The following is an 18,059-nucleotide window of genomic DNA, read 5'->3' on the forward strand; positions in this document are numbered from 1 at the left end:
GGTTTTTTAGCCTCAGTTGATCAAAAAGGAAGGGTGCAACGTGAAAGACGATCGATTTTCCGCCATCCGCCAGCACCTTTACAGTCGCGGTTACAGCTCCATTCAGGAGATCGCCGATACCGTCGGCGCCTCACCAGCCACGATCCGCCGCGATCTTCTGGCGCTGGAAGCTGAAGGTGCCGTTTCCCGTACCCACGGCGGTGCTCGCATTGCCGAAAGTGCCGGGATCGAAGTCGCTTTCGAAGCCCGTGAGCAGCGTCATTTATCCGCCAAACGTGCCATCGGAGACGCCGCCTTCGAGACGATCGTTCCGCACAGCGCCATCTTTCTGGATGCGGGCACGACAGTTCTTCAAGTTGCACGTCGTATTCGACTCAACCCATTGCCGCTTTCGGTCTTCACCAATTGCGTCACAGTCGCGCAGGTTCTGATGGATGTGCGGGATCTGAAAATCACCCTTCTCGGCGGTCATCTAAGGCCGCAGAATGCGTCGATGGTCGGCAGCCTTGCTGAAGACATGCTGGACCGTCTCTGGTTCGATCGGCTGTTTCTTGGTGCCGGTGCGATCGGCGAGGATTGTTGTCTCTACAGTCTCGACGAGTACGAAGCGCGGTTGAACGAAAAGATGCTGTCACGCGCCGCGACCCGGACGCTGCTGGTCGACAGCAGCAAGTTCGGCCAGCGCCTCACCTACAGGGTTGCTAGGCTCTCCGCGGACGTCGGCATCATTACCGACGAAGGCCTTGACGCCGGCTGGTCGTCGCGGCTGAAGGAGGCTGGCTGCAACCCGCTGCTGGTGCGCAGCCCGGCCAATGACAGCCTGTCGGGAGCGGCATGAGCATGGACGTCGTTCTCGGTCTGGACAGTGGCGGAACGAAGACAGTCCTCGCGTTCGCGGACCGCAGCGGAAAGGTGATCTTGTCGCGCCGCGGACCGGGACTGGATCCGTCGGCCGGAAGGGGCTGGGTTGCCGAGCTGGAAACATTGCTGGATGCATGTCCGCAAAACGTAGCGGCTGCCGTGTTCGGCCTGCCCTTCCACGACGAGGTGCAACACTACAGCGACGAGCAGACGGCGGTTACCCGGGCTCTCGTTGCCGGAAACACGCTGGTGCAGAACGACGTGCGCATCGCGTTCGACGGTGCGATGGCCGGCAAAGCGGGCGTGCTGGTTCTCGCGGGAACCGGTTCGATGGCATGGGCCAGTCTCAATGGGCGGTTTGACCCGCATATTCGTGTCGGCGGATGGGGCGATGCCTTCGGGGACGAGGGCAGCGCCTACTGGATCGGCCGTGAGGCACTTAGTGTCGTCAGCCGCCATCTGGATGCTCGTATAAATGCGCAGGCACTCTGCGAAGGCGTGTTGTCGGCACTTGGCCTTGCGGCCAAGGATCTCATCGGCTGGTGTTACCAGCTGGAAAACCGGCGCATGGAATTCGCCCGGTTGGCGGTCACCGTTTCTGTGTTGGCCGAGAACGACAATCCAGATGCGCGCGCGATCCTTCATGCGGCGGCGGATCATCTTGCCGCTCATGTCACCGCTGCCTGGAGCCAGACGCAGGCTCTGATGCCTGTGTCGTGGAGCTATGCCGGAGGCGTGCTTTCGAGTGCCATCGTCCGACAGAGAATCGCGGCCCAGCTCGGGTTCGACCCCGTTCTGCCGCGCTTGCCGCCCGTCGGCGGCGCATTGCTGCGCGCCGCAGCGAATGCCGGCTGGTCCGTTGACGATACATGGATCGACCGCCTGTCGGCTTCACTGGACACGCTGATTTACAACGACGATCACCAAAAAAAAGGGGAATGACCATGAAAAGACGTCTGTTTCTATCCACCGTATCCGCCCTGCTTATGGCGTTTCTTGCGCCCGCGATGCCCGCTTTCGCAGACGATGCCAAGCCGCTGGCCGGCCAAACATTGACCGTGCTCCTGCCGCCATGGGTGACGCTGCCCACGGAAATGACCGACCGATTTACCGAAAAGACCGGTATCACGCTCAACAGCCAGACACTCGGCTGGGACGAAATCCGCACCAAGATCGTCACCTCGATGGTCGCCAATACCGCGCCCGGCAGCGCCACTGAGATCGACTGGTCCTGGGTTGGACAGTTCGGTGCAGCCGGCTGGTTTCAGCCGCTGGACGATATTCTCGATCCTGCAGTTCTTGCCGATCTGCCGACGTCAAAAATCTTCACCTATGACGGCAAGCTGATCGCCATCCCCTACAACAACGACTTCCGGGTGCTGATCTACAACAAGAGCCATCTCGACAAGGCCGGCATCAAGGCGCCACCGAAGACTCCCGACGAACTGCTGGCCGCCGCCAAGGCGATCAAGGCGGCCAACATCGCCGAGTATCCGATAGGCCTGCCGCTGTCGGCGACTGAAGGCAGCGCCACGGCCTGGTATCTCCTGACCAAGGCGTTCGGTGGCGAGTTGTTCGATGAGAAATTCGAGCCGCTTTTCACCGCGCCTAATTCCGCCGGCTATAAGGCCATGAGCTTCGAGATCGAGGCGCTGAAGGCGGGTTTGATTGATCCGGCTGCCACCGGCCTCAAGGATGTGGAAATCCAGGAACTGTTCAAGAGCGGCAAGATCTCGTTCGACGTCGCCGGATGGGCCGGTAATTTGGCAGTCTACACCGATGCTTCCAAGTCGCAGGTTGCAACCGACGCCAAGGCAGCGCTGATGCCGTCCGTGACGGGCAAGTCACGCACCTTCGGCCTGCCGGGTGCTCTTGGCATTCCGACGTCGGCCGAAAATAAGGACGCCGCCGTCGCCTTCATCAATTGGATGCTGGAACCGGAAACCGCGATCGCCGACTACACGTTGCTCGGTAACCTGCCGACCCGCCTCAGCGTCCTCAAGCAATTGAACGATGCGGGCAAGCTCAAGGAAGGCGACATTCTTCTCGAACAGGCCGGCCTGGTCGAGCCCCTGTTCGCGCAGGGTACGCCCGGCTGGTACCCACAGTTTTCCAGTGCCGTTGCCAGCGCCCTGAACCAGGCTGCCAAGGGTCAGATCTCCGTCGACGACGCTGTCAAGCAGATCGCCGAAGAAGCCAAGGCGGCCCAGCAGTAACAACCCCCGTGGCTCCCGGATCGCGGGAGCGTGGCGGGAGCCAAAGCCTGTGCATTTTATGCCGGGCGTCTCCCAAGTCAAAGAGGCCGCACGATCATGACTTCCGTATCTTCAAACGTGCGGCCTCGCTTCTACAATGGCGAGGCCGGGCTGGGGCTGGCCTTGGCCGTTCCTATCATTGTCATCATGGGGGCACTGGTGTTCCTGCCATTGGTGACAACCTTCATCGACAGTCTTTACCGGGTGGAGCCGATGCGGGCCGGCACACCCTTCGTCGGCTTTGGCAACTACATCGCGCTCGCTACCGACAGCAATGTCAAACTCGCCTGGATCAACACGCTGATCTACGTGGCCATCGCGGTCGTGCTGGAGACCATCGGCGGTCTGGCCGCGGCGCTGTTGCTGAACAAGGTCAAGCTCGGCCGTCGCTGGCTGCTGGCGGCATTGATTTTGCCCTGGTGCCTGCCGCCGGTGGTCAACGCCGTCGTGTGGCTGTGGATCTACAATCCGAGCTACGGGCTGCTCAATGGCATTCTCCAGTCCTTCGGTATCATCGGCGAGAACAAGGTCTGGTTCAACGACCGCGAAACCGCTCTCTTTCTCGTCGCTCTGGTACATGTCTGGCGAATGATGCCGCTGACCGCGATCATTCTGCTTGCAGCCTTGCAGAGCATTCCAGCCGATCTTTACGAAGCTGCAAAACTGGATGGTGCCGGGCCCGTGAAATCCTTCAGGCTGGTGACGCTTCCCCTGATTTCCGGTGGCCTGGCCATCGCGCTCAGCCAGTCGACCGTCTTCGCCTTCAACCTGTTCGACGAAGCCTGGATCCTTACCGGTTCGAGCCTCGATACCCGCACCGTTATCATCCAGGTCTACATGTCGGCGTTCCAGAATTTGAAATTCTCTTTCGGCATGGCGCTGTCGATCGTCGCGATGATCGCCTCGCTGCTGGTGTCGCTGATTTATGTCCTGAAGGTCTACCGCGAAACGAGGTTCGACTGATGAACCGCCATATCCTCACGCTTATTCTCTCGAAATTCGGACTGACGCTGGCGGTATTGCTGCTGCTCGTCTGGTCGGTGGGACCGATCTACTGGTCCCTGGTCACCAGCCTCACTTCGCCCACGGATCTGGTCTCGACGACGGCGCACTTCTGGCCGCCGAGCATGACTTTCGAACACTATGGCAAGCTTCTCGGCGCCACCAGCCTCTCGCAGGGCAACGAGGTGCAGTCGGTGTGGCCACAGTTCTCCAAGGCTTTTCTCAACAGCCTCATCACGTCGATCGCCAGCACCTTGCTGACCGTCCTCATCGCGGCCTTCGGCGCCTATGCCTTCGTTCGTCTAAAATTTCCAGGCCGCGACCTCCTGTTCATTCTCGTCGTCGCAACGCTGGCGATCCCGGCCTACACGGTAATGATCCCGCTCTACCGCCTGATGATCTCGCTGAATCTGATCGACACCTTTACCGGCGTCACGCTGATCTATGTTTCGGCCTTCCTGCCTCTGGCGCTTTGGCTGATGCGCAGCGTCTATCAGTCGATGCCGATTTCGCTGGAAGAGGCTGCTTGGCTCGACGGTGCCAGCAAGGTCTATACGCTTGTGCGTATTGTGCTGCCGCTGGCAGCACCCGGCTTGATCGCCAGCGCCATCCTGACATTCCTCAATGCCTGGGGTCAGTTTATGATTCCGCTGGTGTTCTCGCCGACGCTTGCGACCAAGCCGCTGACGGTGCTGATCCCGGAATTCGTCACTCGCAACTATGTCGATTACGGGCTGATGAACGCCGCCGGCATACTGGCGATTATCCCGCCGGTGCTGCTGGTTCTGTTTCTCAACCGCTATCTGGTGCAGGGCCTGATGGCCGGTGCCAGCAAATAAACACCCGGACACAAAAATCATAACAAAGCATAAGGAAGCCTCGCAATGAACGTTACCGAACGCGTCATCTTTGAACAATTCCCCTTCTGGGAGGGTGCGCTGTCGATCGTACTTCCGAAGGTCACGGCAAAGACCGTGATCGTCGTCGGCTGCGGAACATCATTTTATCTCGCGCAGACAATTGCAGCAGCCTTCAATCTGAACGGTCGCAATGCACTGGCGGTCCCCGGTGCCGAGTGGTCGCGCCGTCGCAACGCCTATCTGGCTGACCAATCGGACCTCTGCGTCATCGCGCTGTCGCGCAGCGGCGAATCCACAGAGACCGTTCAGGCCGTGGAAGTCAGCCGCGATGCTGGTTTCCCGACAATCGCTCTGACCTGCGAGAAGGACAGTTCGATCACCCGCGCAGCCGAAACCGTCGTCTACATCAAGACCCATGCGGAGGAAGGCATCGTCATGACGTCGTCGGCCAGCCTGATGCTGATCGCCGGTCTGCGTATGGCCGGCGTCAAGCTGGATCCCAGCATCATCACCGCAGCAAAGGCAGGGCTTGGTGCCATGGATGCCGGCATTCGTGACCTCATCCGGGGACGAAGCCATTTCGTCTATCTCGGTGCTGGCCCGTTCTACGGCATGGCAACCGAAGGATCGTTGAAGCTGCAGGAAATGAGCATCAGCTATTCGCAGGCTTTCCACCCCATGGAATACCGCCACGGCCCAATCAGCCTCGTTGACGAGGGCACTTTGGCCATCATTCTGTACAGCGCCGAAACCCAGGACGAGGAGGCGAAGGTGGCCGACGATATCAGGGCGAAGGGTGCTGCAATCATCGGTTTCGGCGGTCCAGGAGACCTGTCGATCCCAGCCGAGATCGAGGGGCTTGGCCAGACAATTGCCTTGCTTCCGGCACTGCAGATCATCGGCGAAAGAGTCGCCGAGGCCAAGAACATCGATACGATGGCGCCCCGCCACCTGAACAAAGTTGTCGTCCTTCACGGATGACGCCTTCGTCTGTCGGCGGGTATGAGCCACCGGTCACACGGTATTGTTTCAAGATCGGAATTTAGCATGGCAAATGTAGAGATATCTCAACTTCGCAAGAGTTATGGCATCGAGGAGGTCATCCACGGTGTAGACCTGTCGATCCAGGATGGCGAGTTCGTGTCGCTGATCGGAGCTTCGGGCTGCGGGAAATCCACGCTTTTGCGCATGGTTGCCGGTCTTGAAAGCATCACCGCAGGCACGATCTCACTTGATGGTCGCGTGATAAACGATGTCGCGCCGAAAAACCGCGACATTGCCATGGTGTTCCAGAACTACGCGCTCTACCCACATCTGACCGTGGCGGAAAACATGGGTTTCAGCCTTCAACTGCGCAAGGTGCCGAAGGAGCAGATCCGCAAGGAAGTTGAGGCAGCGGCCAAATTTCTTGGCTTGACGCCCTATCTCGGACGCTATCCGAAAGCCTTATCCGGCGGTCAGCGCCAGCGCGTCGCAATGGGGCGCGCCGTCGTGCGCAATCCGCAAGTGTTCCTGTTCGACGAGCCGCTGTCAAATCTCGACGCGAAGCTGCGCGTGCAGATGCGCATCGAAATCAAGTCATTGCAGAAGCGGCTCGGCACCACGTCGATCTATGTCACGCATGACCAGATGGAGGCCATGACGATGTCGGATCGTATCGTCATTCTCAACGGCGGTCGCGTGGAGCAGGTTGGTGCACCGCTCGACGTCTATGATCGACCCGCAAATCTCTTCGTTGCCACGTTCATAGGCTCGCCAGCGATGAACCTGCTGGACGGAACTCTCATACGGGATGGAGGTCGTACGTATGCGAAGATCGCCGGCGCCGATATACCGATCGACGGTCCCATCGACGCCGCGACGGGAACGAGCATCGTGCTGGGCGTTCGACCGGAGCATATGTCGATCGACACGGGTAATGGCGATACAAACAGCTTTCCATTTGAAATCGATCTCGTTGAACCGACAGGCGCCGAATCGCATATTTACGGACGTTGTGACAAGAGCCCGATGATTTTTGCCATGCCCGGCCGCTCGCAATTCGGTGGTGGCGACAGCGTCAGATTGACGGCCGATCCGGGGACCCTGCACATCTTCGACAAGATGTCCGGGCAGCGTATCTCGTAGTGCGCATAGTCTACCGACACGGAGTATAAAACGAGGCTATGAGGATATTTCGAGTGAACGAGTCCACTAGCGAAATGCAGAGACAGGCGAACATCGCGTAATTGCCCTGCTGGCGGGAGCGTTCTCGTCGTCAGTCACTGGTCAACATCCCGGAACAGCGATGGATTCGGTTGGACGCCATGGATGCATTGGCTGATGCAGAAGCCATCGACCCTTCTATCGTCGCGCAGCTAACACCCGCATATCTTATGAAAGCGCCACCCATTCTCGCTGCGCCGGCCGCTCACCTCATCGGCGCGCATGCCCCAATCCCCGAAGCCGTCCGATGTTTCGAACGGATCGCAAGCTCGAACAAGAGACGCGCGCTCCTGCTCGTCGGCGCCGCTGCCATGGCGCGACGCGACGACGACGCTGCCGCTCGCATTCTAGACCTTCTGGAACCGGACCATCCCGGACGCCAATTGCTCTCGAGGTCCGAACCTTTACCGGCGTCGATTTTGGATGACCTGGGCAACGTGCAGCTACGAGAGGCAGTCCGGAAAAGGCTCGGAGATCGCATTGCATCCGCCGAGAACTAGTCACTCCCCCGTTAAAAGCAGCTTAGCAGGCTGTTGAAGAAGTCAGTCGCGTTCGCACACGACCCCGGAATCGTCTCCGTTGTGGACGTAGATGTGTCCGACAAGGCGTCCAGCGGAGCCGAGAGCTGCCCATCCACGGCCACAGACCGGGTCGCTCTCGTCTTGTCCTTCCCATGAGAACTCTGCACAGGCTGATGTTGGTTATGGGATGGCCCGCCCTTCCGAGGACACCGAGTATGATGTCCTTTTCTTGAAGGGAAAGGAGCAGAGCCATGCAGATTTCTATTTTGGGCATCGACATCGGGAAGAACAGCTGCAGCGTTGTTGGGGTAGATGACCACGGCGCGGTAGTTGTTCGCCGGACGATGCGGCGACAGACATTGATTGAATTCGTTGAGAAGCTACCAACCTGCGTTATCGCGATGGAGGCCTGCTGTGGTGCTCACCATCTTGGCCGGCTCTTTGCCGCGAGAGGCCATGAGATCAGGCTGATGTCGCCGGAATACGTCCGCCCATATGTAAAGGCGCAGAAGAATGATGACAGAGATGCCGAGGGCATTGCCGAGGCGGCGTCTCGACCGACGATGCGGTTTGTCGAACTGAAGAGCCAGGAGCAGTTGGATATCCAGACGTTGCATCGGGTTCGATCCCGGCTGGTTGCGGAGCGAACGACCTTGATCAATCAGCTCCGTGCCGTTCTTCTTGAGAGAGGTGTCATATTCGCCGCGGGCCGCGTGAAGTTCGAGAGCGCTCTGGACGGTCTCCTTGCCGAAGCTGATGAGATCCTGTCACCGCGCATCCGCAGCCTGGTCAGCGAATTGCGGGACGAATGGCGAATGCTTGACAAGAAGATCGAGGCATTGAACGCTGAGTTCGTAGCACTCGCCAGGCACAACAGTGCGATGCGCCGCCTGACATCGATTCCCGGCATTGGCGTGCTCAACGCCACGGCACTTGTTGCCGCAATTGGTGACGCCGGTAGTTTTAAGCATGCCCGAGATCTCGGAGCATGGTTGGGGCTTGTGCCACGACAGTTCACCACCGGAGGCAAGGCACGTCTGCTTGGGATAACAAAGCGCGGCAACACCTATCTGCGAACTTTGCTGGTCCACGGCGCTCGAGCGGCAATGCACACGCTCAGTCAAAGTGACACGCCAATCGGGCAATGGCTCCAGACGATGTTGTCCCGAGGCGTCCACCGCAATGTCGTGATCGTGGCCCTTGCAAACAAGCTCGCGCGTATCGCCTGGGCGGTGTTGCGCAAGGGACAGCCCTATGAGCGGGCCTATGGTGTAGCGGTAGTCTGAGCTATTGGCTGCCAGGAGCGCAGCCTACGATGTTTGCGAGTGGAATGGAGATGGCCTGACAGTTGATCGGCGTTCAGATAGCCCCGGCGTGGAAATGGTTCTTTGAAACCGTGTTGGTTATCGTGGCTCTGGACGTGCGGATATTTATCTTGGCTACGGCCTGACCGTAAGACCGAATACGTTGAAGCAGACTGCACAGGAAATCAAAAAACAACTTGCAAACAGGGCGGGCCATACGTTCCACACGGAACTGAGCCGGCAGGCCACCGTATTCTGCCCGCCAGCGGTAATATGTAACTTCCGTCACGCCTATCGACCGGATCGCCTCCGCCATCGATTTGCCCTGAGCATTCAGCACGTCAAACTGACGAAGCTTCGTGACGATCTCTTCTGCCTTGTGTCTTTTCGCTGCCATTCCAATGTCCTTCTTCGGCTCATAAGCCATACTTCAAGAAGGATCACTTTCCAGGGGGCAGACCAAATCGTCTCCGAAAATACCAATACGCCGACCGCGATGATCGGCGCGAAAGAGGCGGCCATGATGTTGGAAGTCCTTTAATTCCAATAACACTTCATGCCGTTTGGCGCATTATGAGCTGCCCGGTCTGCAGGCGGATTATGCCGTCGTCAGAGGGTCTGATGTTGGGGTCGTCTATGAGACTGAGCGCTTCTTGTACCATGCGCTCCACCGGCTGACGCACGGTCGTCAGTCGATAAGAGTTCCAGCTTGCCATCGGTATGTCGTCGAAACCGACTACAGCCAGGTCATCGGGGATCCGGATGCCACGTTCCCTTGCTGCATCGATGACGGCAAGGGCCATAATATCGTTGCAGCAAAATACCGCATCAGGAGGCTCCGCAGAGATTAACATCTCAAGTCCAGCCTCGTATGCGCTCTGGTAGTTGAAGTTACCAAAGGCCTGCACATCGATTGATCGACCTGCTTCCAGCAGCGCATCGCGGAAGCCGCGGGCCCGCTCGATATGGGTCGACGTGTTTGCTACGCCGCCGAGGAAGCCAATTTTCCGGTGGTTTCGGCGCAGGAGAAGCTGGGCGATGTCCCGCCCGCCCTGATAGTTGTCGCAAGCAACCGCATTGATACGCATGTCCCTCTGTACCCGGTTCAGCAGCACCACCTTGATCTGGTGCTGCCGGCAGGACTGCGCCATTTTCGACGTAAGATTGGCTGACGTGACTATGATTGCGGACGGACGGGCCGCAAGGATCTGGTCAGTTGCGGCATCGACGTTGGTTGCTGCAGCAAGCGCATAAACCAGCAACTGGCGGCCAGTGTCCTGCAGATTTCTCGCAAGTGCATCAAGAACCGTTGGATAGAATGGATTCAGCAGATCGCCGGCTACCAGTATGACCGTTCCTGCCGCAATGGCTTCGGCCGTGCGCCGCGCCGGACTGATATAACCAATCTCTTCAGCGGCTGAGAGAATAAGCTTACGCTTTTCATAGTCGATAGGCGCGCCGGGTGTAAAGGCACGCGATACAGCTGCAAGCGAGACCCCGGCGGCATGGGCGACCTGTTTTGCGGTGGGTTTCATAGCGGCTTGTACTGAAAATTTTTCACTAGAATGATGAAAGCTTGCAATGCATCATTAGCATTATATCGTCGCGTCCGAAAGGGAGGAATTCAATGGCAATCACTTACCTCATTGCGCCTATCGCCTGGCCTAGGGGACCGAGACCATCAAGCCGGTCGACATGCTCGTTGGACCACGTAATACATACGTTGCCGAGGCCAAGCGCCAGCTCTATGGCCGCGTCGTGATCGATCTGTTTGCCGGACCACCTGAGGCGATGGTGATTGCAGATGAAATCGCCGACGTTGAAATCTGCGCAACCGATCGCCTCGACCAGGCTGAGCACGGCTATGATTTGCCGGCAGATTTGCTCACGAACAGGCGAAATCTTGCTGAGGCCACCTCGGAGGAGGTCGAGCAGCAGCTCATAAGCCTTCCGACGGCCGATACGGCACGACGTACCTGGGAAGACTATGGAGAGGTCATCGTCAGTGACAGTCGTGCAGAAATGCTTGATGTTGCCAATCAGATGTCCAGCGAACACGGACAGGTGATGACGGATCGAGATGACTGGTATCTCGAAAACATGCACAGCTACGGCGCACTGTTCCTTGGCGCGCGCACCAATGTTGCCAATGGCGATAGAGTCATCAGCACCAACCACACATTGCCAACTAAGAAGGCTGGCCGTTACACGGGAGGCCTGTGGGTTGGTAAATTTCTTAAGACACGCATCTGCCAGAAGGTGGGAGCAGACGAGGCTGCTGCAAAGATAGGCGTTTATGGATCTAGGCTTTGCACCCATGAGGGGTTTGTTTGCGATGCAGAACAGTGCAACGTGCGTGTTCGGCGCTACGGGGGGCGTAACATCGCGTACGGACAGGCCGCCGAATGACCACGACAACGCTGCCCCGCACACCATCGTTCCGGCTCGACGGCAAGAGGGCCCTTGTTGTCGGCGCGTCGTCCGGCATCGGGCAGGCTGCCGCTGTTGCGCTGGCTGAAGCCGGGGCAAACGTCACTCTCGCGGCCCGTTCAATCGACAAGCTTAAACAGATTGGTGACGCTTTGCGCGGGATGGGGCTAATGGCCTCGACACTCGCGATTGACGTGCAGGATGTTGAAGCAACTGAGCAAGCCATAGCCTCTCACGCGCCGTTCGATATTCTGGTCAATAGCGCTGGCCTCGCCCGACACGGGCCAGCGCTCGAAACTACCCCAGCTGACTTCGACACTGTGATAGGGATCAATGTTCGCGGTGCATATTTCGTGACGCGAGCGGTCGCCCAGAGACTGGTGACGGCAAATCGCACGGGCTCGCTCATCAACATCTCCTCGCAGATGGCACATGTTGGCGGAATTGACCGTGCCGTCTACAGTGCGACGAAGCACGCCGTCGAGGGATTTACCAAGTCGATGGCGATTGAGTGGGGCAAGCACGGTATCCGGGTCAACACGATCTGCCCTACGTTTATCCGCACGCCGCTCGCCGAGCAAACCTTTGCAAACCCCGAACGCGTTCGATGGATCGAGGAAAAGATTAAACTCGGTCGTGTCGGCGAGCTTGAAGACATGATGGGGCCTGTGACGTTCCTTGCATCCGACGCCGCGGCAATGATCACCGGATCCGCACTTATGGTCGATGGCGGCTGGACAGCCGACTGATTATGTCAACAGGAGCATAGAAATGAAGATTGCCACACCCCGGGAGGGAGTTGCGGGCGAGGCGCGTGTCGCGATGACGCCTGACAGTGCCCAGCAACTGCAGAAGCTCGGGTACGAATGCCTGATCGAAGCTGGCGCCGGAATGGCGGCTGGTTTTTCGGATGAAGCGTATCGGGTAGCCGGGGTAACGGTCGTCGGTAGCGCTGCCATGCTGTACGAGACAGCTGACGTGATTGGCAAGGTTCGCGCTCCGGAAGTTTACGAATTAGAGCAACTGCGGCCCGGCCAAACATTGATCTCGTTCTTCTATCCAGCACAGAACAAGGATCTGCTGGAACAGGCGCGGGAGCGGGGTGCAAACGTCATCGCCATGGACATGGTGCCGCGTATCAGCCGTGCCCAGAAGATGGATGCACTGTCGTCGATGGCCAACATTGCGGGCTATCGCGCTGTGATCGAGGCAGGCAACAATTTTGGCCGTTTCTTTACCGGCCAGATCACCGCTGCCGGCAAGGTTCCTCCGGCAAAGGTTCTCGTCATCGGCGCCGGTGTGGCGGGTCTTGCAGCCATCGGCACCTCTACCTCCCTCGGCGCCATCACTTATGCTTTCGACGTTCGCCCGGAAGTCGCCGAGCAGATCGAATCCATGGGCGCGCAGTTCGTGTATCTGGATTTCGCCGAAGTCCAGGATGGCGCCGCGACCGGCGGTTATGCCGCTCCCTCATCCCCGGAGTTTCGCGAGAAGCAACTTGCTAAGTTTCGCGAGCTAGCGCCGGAAATCGATATCGTCATTACCACGGCGCTGATCCCAGGCCGTGATGCGCCCAAGCTCTGGATGGCCGACATGGTCGCTGCGATGAAGCCGGGTTCGGTGGTGATCGACCTTGCCGCCGAGCGTGGCGGCAATTGCGACCTGACCGTTGCCGACCAGAAGATCGTGTCCGAGAACGGCGTGACGATCGTCGGTTACACGGATTTTCCGAGCCGCATGGCGGCGCAAGCTTCGACGCTCTATTCGACCAATATCCGTCACATGATGACGGATCTAACGCCAGCAAAGGATGGCGTGATCGTTCACAACATGGAGGACGATGTCATCCGAGGTGCGACCGTCGCTTTCCAAGGCGAGATAACCTTCCCGCCGCCGCCGCCGAAGATCCAGGCGATTGCGGCAGTAAAGCCGAAGGAAAAAGTCAAGGATCTTACGCCCGCGGAAAAACGCGCCAAGGAAATTGACGCGTTCAAGGCGCAGACCCACAATCAGGTCGGCCTCCTTGTGATATCCACCGCATTGCTTCTGCTTGTCGGTGCCTATGCGCCGGAAAGCTTCATGGGCCATTTCATCGTCTTCGTACTCTCCTGTTTCATTGGTTTCTCGGTGATCTGGAATGTAAGCCACTCGCTGCACACCCCGCTGATGGCGGTGACCAATGCCATTTCCGGCATCGTTATTCTGGGTGCGCTGCTCCAGGTCGGCTCCAGCAACTGGCTGGTGGTGATCCTGGCGGCTCTGTCAGTGCTGATCGCGACGATCAACATCGTCGGTGGTTTCCTTGTGACACGGCGCATGCTCGCCATGTTCCAGAAGTCGTGATCGGGGAGGGGAAAAGACTATGACAATCGGTATCGTATCTGCAGCCTATATTGCCGCTGCTGTTCTCTTCATCCTTTCTCTCGGCGGACTGTCCGGCCAGGAAAGCGCCAAGCGCGCCGTCTGGTACGGAATAGTCGGCATGGCGCTTGCGGTCGCCGCCACGGTCTTTGGGCCAGGCGTCGGCAACTGGTTCATCATCCTCATGATGATCGCCGGCGGCTCAGTCATGGGCTACTACGTTGCAGCCCGCGTACAGATGACAGAAATGCCGCAGCTTGTTGCAGCGCTTCACTCATTCGTCGGTCTAGCGGCCGTGTTCATCGGCTACAATGCCGAACTGGAACTCGGCACAGTGCTGGCGCTGAAGGCAGCCGGCGGCGACCTGTCGACGCTGGCCGGATTTGCCGAGAAGCTTGCCCACAAGGATGCGGTGGAGATCGCCATCCTCAAGGTCGAGGTTTTCCTTGGCGTGTTCATTGGCGCAGTCACCTTCACCGGCTCGGTCATCGCCTTCGGCAAGCTTGCGGGCAAGATCGATGGCAAGGCGAAGAAGCTGCCGGGCGGGCATTTCCTGAATGCGGGTGCGGCCCTTGGCTCGATCATTCTGCTGGTGATGTTCTTCAACGGTGCAGGCCTCTGGACGCTGGTCCTGATGACGCTGCTCGCCTTCTTCATCGGATATCACCTGATCATGGGCATCGGCGGCGCCGACATGCCGGTGGTCGTCTCGATGCTGAACAGCTATTCGGGCTGGGCAGCCGCTGCCATCGGCTTTTCGCTCGGCAACGACCTCTTGATCGTCACCGGCGCGCTGGTCGGCTCCTCGGGTGCGATCCTCTCCTACATCATGTGCAAGGCGATGAACCGCTCCTTCGTGTCGGTCATTCTCGGCGGCTTTGGCGGTACGACTGGTCCGGCGATTGAGATTGAGGGCGAACAGATCGCCATCGATGCCGAAGGCGTTGCCAATGCACTGAACGACGCCGACAGCGTCATCATCGTGCCGGGTTACGGCATGGCGGTCGCCCAGGCTCAAGCTGCCGTGTCTGAACTGACCCGCAAGCTCAGGGCCGCTGGCAAGACTGTGCGCTTTGCCATCCATCCGGTAGCCGGTCGTCTTCCAGGTCACATGAATGTGCTGCTTGCCGAAGCCAAGGTGCCCTATGACATTGTCATGGAAATGGATGAGATCAACGACGATTTCCCAAACACGGACGTTGTCATCGTCATCGGATCGAACGACATCGTCAATCCAGCCGCCGAGGAAGACCCGAACTCGCCGATATCAGGCATGCCCGTTCTGCAGGTCTGGAAAGCCAAGCAGGTGTTCGTCTCCAAGCGTGGCCAAGGGACCGGCTATTCCGGCATCGAGAACCCGCTGTTCTACAAAGACAATACGCGCATGTTCTATGGCGATGCAAAGAAATCGGTTAGCGAGCTCATTAAGATGTTGGCTTGAGCACGATTGTGGCGGCGGATACTTGAGTAAAAAGTCTGCGTGCGCGCCAGCTTGGATTGATTGCCTTAAGCAAACATATTCTTGATCTCGGCACGCTGTTTGGCGTGTTTGTTGGGGTTCTGTTTCAGCTTTGCAAGATCGATCAATTTCCGTTGTACCGCTAGCAGCGACGCTAACGCCAAAACGAGATCGACAAGCGATTTCCCGGTCTTTTGGCGGCCGTGCTTTCAGTCAGGGAGGAATTGTCTGCTTGAGAGAGAGCTTGTCACACCGAGTCTCGGTCCGCTCACCCGAGTGGTAGCTGGCCGCTGTGGGCGTTGGGTGGGGATATTTATCTGCCTTCCGAAAGCCTTTGCGACCTACCTAACCATTCGCCGGGCTGGCGAAGGAGAAGGGTTTGGATCGAGCCTCTTTGTTTCCCCCCACGACCGCTAGCTTTGCGCCGCCGCCGAGCTTGAAGCGAGCGACCAAAGATCTCAAGTTTTCGGCTTCTGATGCCAAGGTCTCGCTTGCGGCAGTCGATTGCTCAACCATCGCGGCATTCTGTTGGGTGGTCTGGTCCATGTGATTGACAGCAGTGTTCACCTCCGCAAGTCCGATGGCCTGTTCGCGGGCAGACGTCGCAATGGCGTCAAGCTGGGTATTGATCGACACGACATGGTGTTCGATGACTTTCAGTGCCTCGCCGGTTGCTGAAACAAGCCGAACGCCATTCCCCACCTCTTCAGCGGATGCACGAATAAGCGTCTTGATTTCCTTCGCCGCCTGGGCGGAACGCTGGGCAAGCTCGCGCACTTCCTGCGCCACAACGGCAAATCCCTTGCCGGCATCTCCGGCGCGGGCGGCTTCCACGCCCGCATTGAGGGCAAGGAGGTTCGTCTGGAAGGCGATCTCGTTGATGACGCCGATGATGTTTGAAATTTGGCTGGAGGAATGCTCGATTCGCTGCATGGCATCGACAGCGGTCGCGACGACCTCGCCGGAATGCTTCGCCGACTCGGTCGATTGTTGCGCGATGGCGCGTGCCTCTTCCGCACGTTTCGAAGAAATGGAAACATTCGTTGTAATTTCGTCCAGCGCAGCTGCGGTTTCCTCCAGTGACGCCGCCTGCTGTTCGGTTCGTTTCGAAAGATCGAAAGCGCTCTGGCTCAATTCCCTGGATCCGACGTCAATCTGGGTGGTGGCGTGCGTCACAGATTTTAACGTCGTTCGCAGCTGGGTGACGGCCGTATTGAAATTCGTCCGCAAGCTCTCGAAGTCGGCCGCAAATGGCTCTTTCAGTTCAAACGTTAGATTGCCGTCCGACAGGTGCTGAAGGCCATCGGCGAGCCCACGCGTGGCCTTGAGCATTTGTTCAGCACGCATGCGCTCGGCATCCGCAACCTGTGCCCGTTCGGTTTCAGTTGAGGTGCGGGCAAACTGTGCTTCTCGCTCGAGCTCGATCGCACGCAGTCCATTGACCTTGAAGACCTCGACAGCCTTTGCCATGGCACCAATCTCGTCCGTTCTTTCCGTCCCCTTGACGGGTTGCGACAGGTCGCCCTTGGCGAGCACCGCCATCGTCTGCGCGAGATCGCGTATTGGACGCCCGACGATCCGGGACACAAGCCATGCAATGCCAGCGACAAGCAGAATCAATACGCCCAACCCGATCATCATCGCGATGGACTGGCGCTGTAGCGGACCATTGATCGTGCTAACGGGAACATCGACGACGGCCACCCAGGTCGTGTCGAAGCGGGAAACCTTGAAAGGCAGGAATATTCGTTGAACGACCGTACCGTCCTGCCACGACATTTGCGGCACGATCTGCGCTTCATTTCGAGCGACGGCCTGGCTAAGCTCCGCACTCCCTTCACCTGCCCCATACGGCGTGGCCAGAAGCGAACTGTCCGGGTTGACGACCCACTCCCCCTTGGCGGAAAGCAGGGTTACGCGCCCGGTTCCCATCGGATGTACGTCTGCCAGCGTGGTCGACAGGCGTGCCAGATCGACCCCGTTCCCGGTAATGCCGACAAGTTTTCCATCGACCTTGATCGGGTAGACCACCGTTGCGATGAGGGTGCGTTTATCGCCGATGGGATACACGAACGGGTTGGTCACCGACCCCTTTCCGCTGTCTACGGGTAGGCGATACCATTCTGAATCGACAAGCTTTTCGAACGTTCCCCCGGTTATCGCTCCGTCTGCACCACGGCTGTAGGATGTAGCAAACAACCCCTCCTTGTTCGTTCCGAGGTCGGTTCTGTCGATAATTTCCTTCTGCCGACCGTCCAATGCCCCCGGCTCCTCAAGATACCAGGAATTGAAACCGTCCGGAAAGGCCACTAGCTTTGCGCGCAGTTCGTTCATCAGGGAAACGCGGTCCGTTTGGGACTTGGCTTGGCGTTCCGCCATCAATGCCGCCGTGGCATTGGCCGCCCCAGCATACTCTGCCATGATGGAGTTGACATATTTTTGCGCGTTTTGCGCCTCGCCGACCATGATCTGATTGGTCATTTCCAGTGTCGCCGACCGGGAATCCAGCCATATGTAGCTGCCGATCGGAATGATAGCAGCAAAGATACCAACGCAGACGACTGCTGCAAGCTTCGAGTTGATGGAACGCGGATAGATTGACATCGCAACGTCGCCCTTTTTTACTTTTAAATGGAAATTCGCCGGATCCGCCGTGAATTGATACTTCACGCACGGGCGATCTTGGGCGTTGATGTTCATTCAAGGGGGAGCGCAACTCGATCCCTCGACATGAGTTCCTTTGCGGGCGGTCACATTTGCTATTGAAATCCGGGTGTTTCAAGTCACACCCCTGTGGCCGC

At 58.4% G+C, this 18,059-nt stretch carries 13 protein-coding genes and 2 pseudogenes; 12 read left to right on the forward strand and 3 right to left on the reverse strand.

The features are described from left to right. The first annotated feature begins 40 nt into the window (after positions 1 to 40). The 8 genes from PY308_RS21720 to PY308_RS21755 all read left to right on the forward strand — a co-directional run bounded on the left by PY308_RS21720 (position 41) and on the right by PY308_RS21755 (position 8,990). Positions 41 to 838 carry a DeoR/GlpR family DNA-binding transcription regulator gene (locus tag PY308_RS21720; protein WP_275791253.1) on the forward strand — a complete coding sequence of 266 codons (798 nt, stop codon included), beginning with the start codon at positions 41 to 43 and terminating at the stop codon, positions 836 to 838. Beyond that, entirely contained in the window at positions 835 to 1,803 is a 969-nt protein-coding gene (locus PY308_RS21725) for an N-acetylglucosamine kinase (protein WP_275791255.1), read from the forward strand. The genes PY308_RS21720 and PY308_RS21725 overlap by 4 nt, the downstream gene beginning before the upstream one ends. Positions 1,804 to 1,805: 2 nt before the next feature. After that, entirely contained in the window at positions 1,806 to 3,077 is a 1,272-nt protein-coding gene (locus PY308_RS21730; RefSeq protein ID WP_275791256.1) for an extracellular solute-binding protein, read from the forward strand. Positions 3,078 to 3,173: 96 nt separating this feature from the next. Continuing rightward, complete coding sequence (locus PY308_RS21735) at positions 3,174 to 4,079, forward strand: carbohydrate ABC transporter permease (RefSeq protein ID WP_275791257.1); 906 nt, start codon at positions 3,174 to 3,176, stop codon at positions 4,077 to 4,079. Next, the gene (locus tag PY308_RS21740; RefSeq protein ID WP_275791258.1) at positions 4,079 to 4,957 is read left to right on the forward strand and encodes a carbohydrate ABC transporter permease; all 879 of its coding nucleotides are present in this window, start codon (positions 4,079 to 4,081) and stop codon (positions 4,955 to 4,957) included. Before PY308_RS21735 ends, PY308_RS21740 begins: the two co-directional genes overlap by 1 nt. A 45-nt stretch (positions 4,958 to 5,002) precedes the next feature. Beyond that, complete coding sequence (locus PY308_RS21745; protein ID WP_275791259.1) at positions 5,003 to 5,959, forward strand: SIS domain-containing protein; 957 nt, start codon at positions 5,003 to 5,005, stop codon at positions 5,957 to 5,959. A gap of 66 nt (positions 5,960 to 6,025) precedes the next feature. Further along, positions 6,026 to 7,105 (forward strand): ABC transporter ATP-binding protein, encoded by a 1,080-nt coding sequence (locus PY308_RS21750; protein ID WP_275791260.1) that lies wholly within the window; start codon positions 6,026 to 6,028, stop codon positions 7,103 to 7,105. A gap of 850 nt (positions 7,106 to 7,955) precedes the next feature. Then, complete coding sequence (locus PY308_RS21755; RefSeq protein WP_275791261.1) at positions 7,956 to 8,990, forward strand: IS110 family RNA-guided transposase; 1,035 nt, start codon at positions 7,956 to 7,958, stop codon at positions 8,988 to 8,990. A gap of 259 nt (positions 8,991 to 9,249) precedes the next feature. Here PY308_RS21755 and PY308_RS21760 read toward each other — a convergent pair. Continuing rightward, positions 9,250 to 9,405: pseudogene (locus tag PY308_RS21760) on the reverse strand (IS3 family transposase); the annotation flags it as partial. Positions 9,406 to 9,562: 157 nt separating this feature from the next. Continuing rightward, positions 9,563 to 10,543 carry a LacI family DNA-binding transcriptional regulator gene (locus tag PY308_RS21765; RefSeq protein ID WP_275791262.1) on the reverse strand — a complete coding sequence of 327 codons (981 nt, stop codon included), beginning with the start codon at positions 10,541 to 10,543 and terminating at the stop codon, positions 9,563 to 9,565. Between the two features lie 133 nt (positions 10,544 to 10,676). On the opposite strand from PY308_RS21765, the pseudogene PY308_RS21770 reads away from it, so the two are divergent. From PY308_RS21770 to PY308_RS21785, 4 genes and pseudogenes are all read left to right on the forward strand, one after another. Next, a pseudogene (locus PY308_RS21770) lies at positions 10,677 to 11,417 on the forward strand (histidinol dehydrogenase); the annotation flags it as partial. Continuing rightward, complete coding sequence (locus tag PY308_RS21775; protein ID WP_275791263.1) at positions 11,414 to 12,187, forward strand: SDR family NAD(P)-dependent oxidoreductase; 774 nt, start codon at positions 11,414 to 11,416, stop codon at positions 12,185 to 12,187. The pseudogene PY308_RS21770 and the gene PY308_RS21775, both read left to right, overlap by 4 nt. Before the next feature lie 22 nt (positions 12,188 to 12,209). Then, positions 12,210 to 13,781, forward strand: a complete 1,572-nt coding sequence (locus tag PY308_RS21780) for a Re/Si-specific NAD(P)(+) transhydrogenase subunit alpha (RefSeq protein WP_275791264.1) — start codon at positions 12,210 to 12,212, stop codon at positions 13,779 to 13,781. 19 nt (positions 13,782 to 13,800) lie between these two features. After that, positions 13,801 to 15,240: an NAD(P)(+) transhydrogenase (Re/Si-specific) subunit beta gene (locus tag PY308_RS21785; RefSeq protein WP_275791265.1), complete on the forward strand. Its 1,440-nt coding sequence runs from the start codon at positions 13,801 to 13,803 to the stop codon at positions 15,238 to 15,240. Positions 15,241 to 15,603: 363 nt separating this feature from the next. Here the strand turns inward: PY308_RS21785 and PY308_RS21790 are convergent, their stop codons facing one another. Next, entirely contained in the window at positions 15,604 to 17,862 is a 2,259-nt protein-coding gene (locus tag PY308_RS21790; RefSeq protein WP_275791266.1) for a methyl-accepting chemotaxis protein, read from the reverse strand. Positions 17,863 to 18,059: the final 197 nt, after the last annotated feature.

The sequence above is a fragment of the Pararhizobium gei genome (genome assembly GCF_029223885.1).
Classification (GTDB): Bacteria; Pseudomonadota; Alphaproteobacteria; order Rhizobiales; family Rhizobiaceae; genus Pararhizobium; species Pararhizobium gei.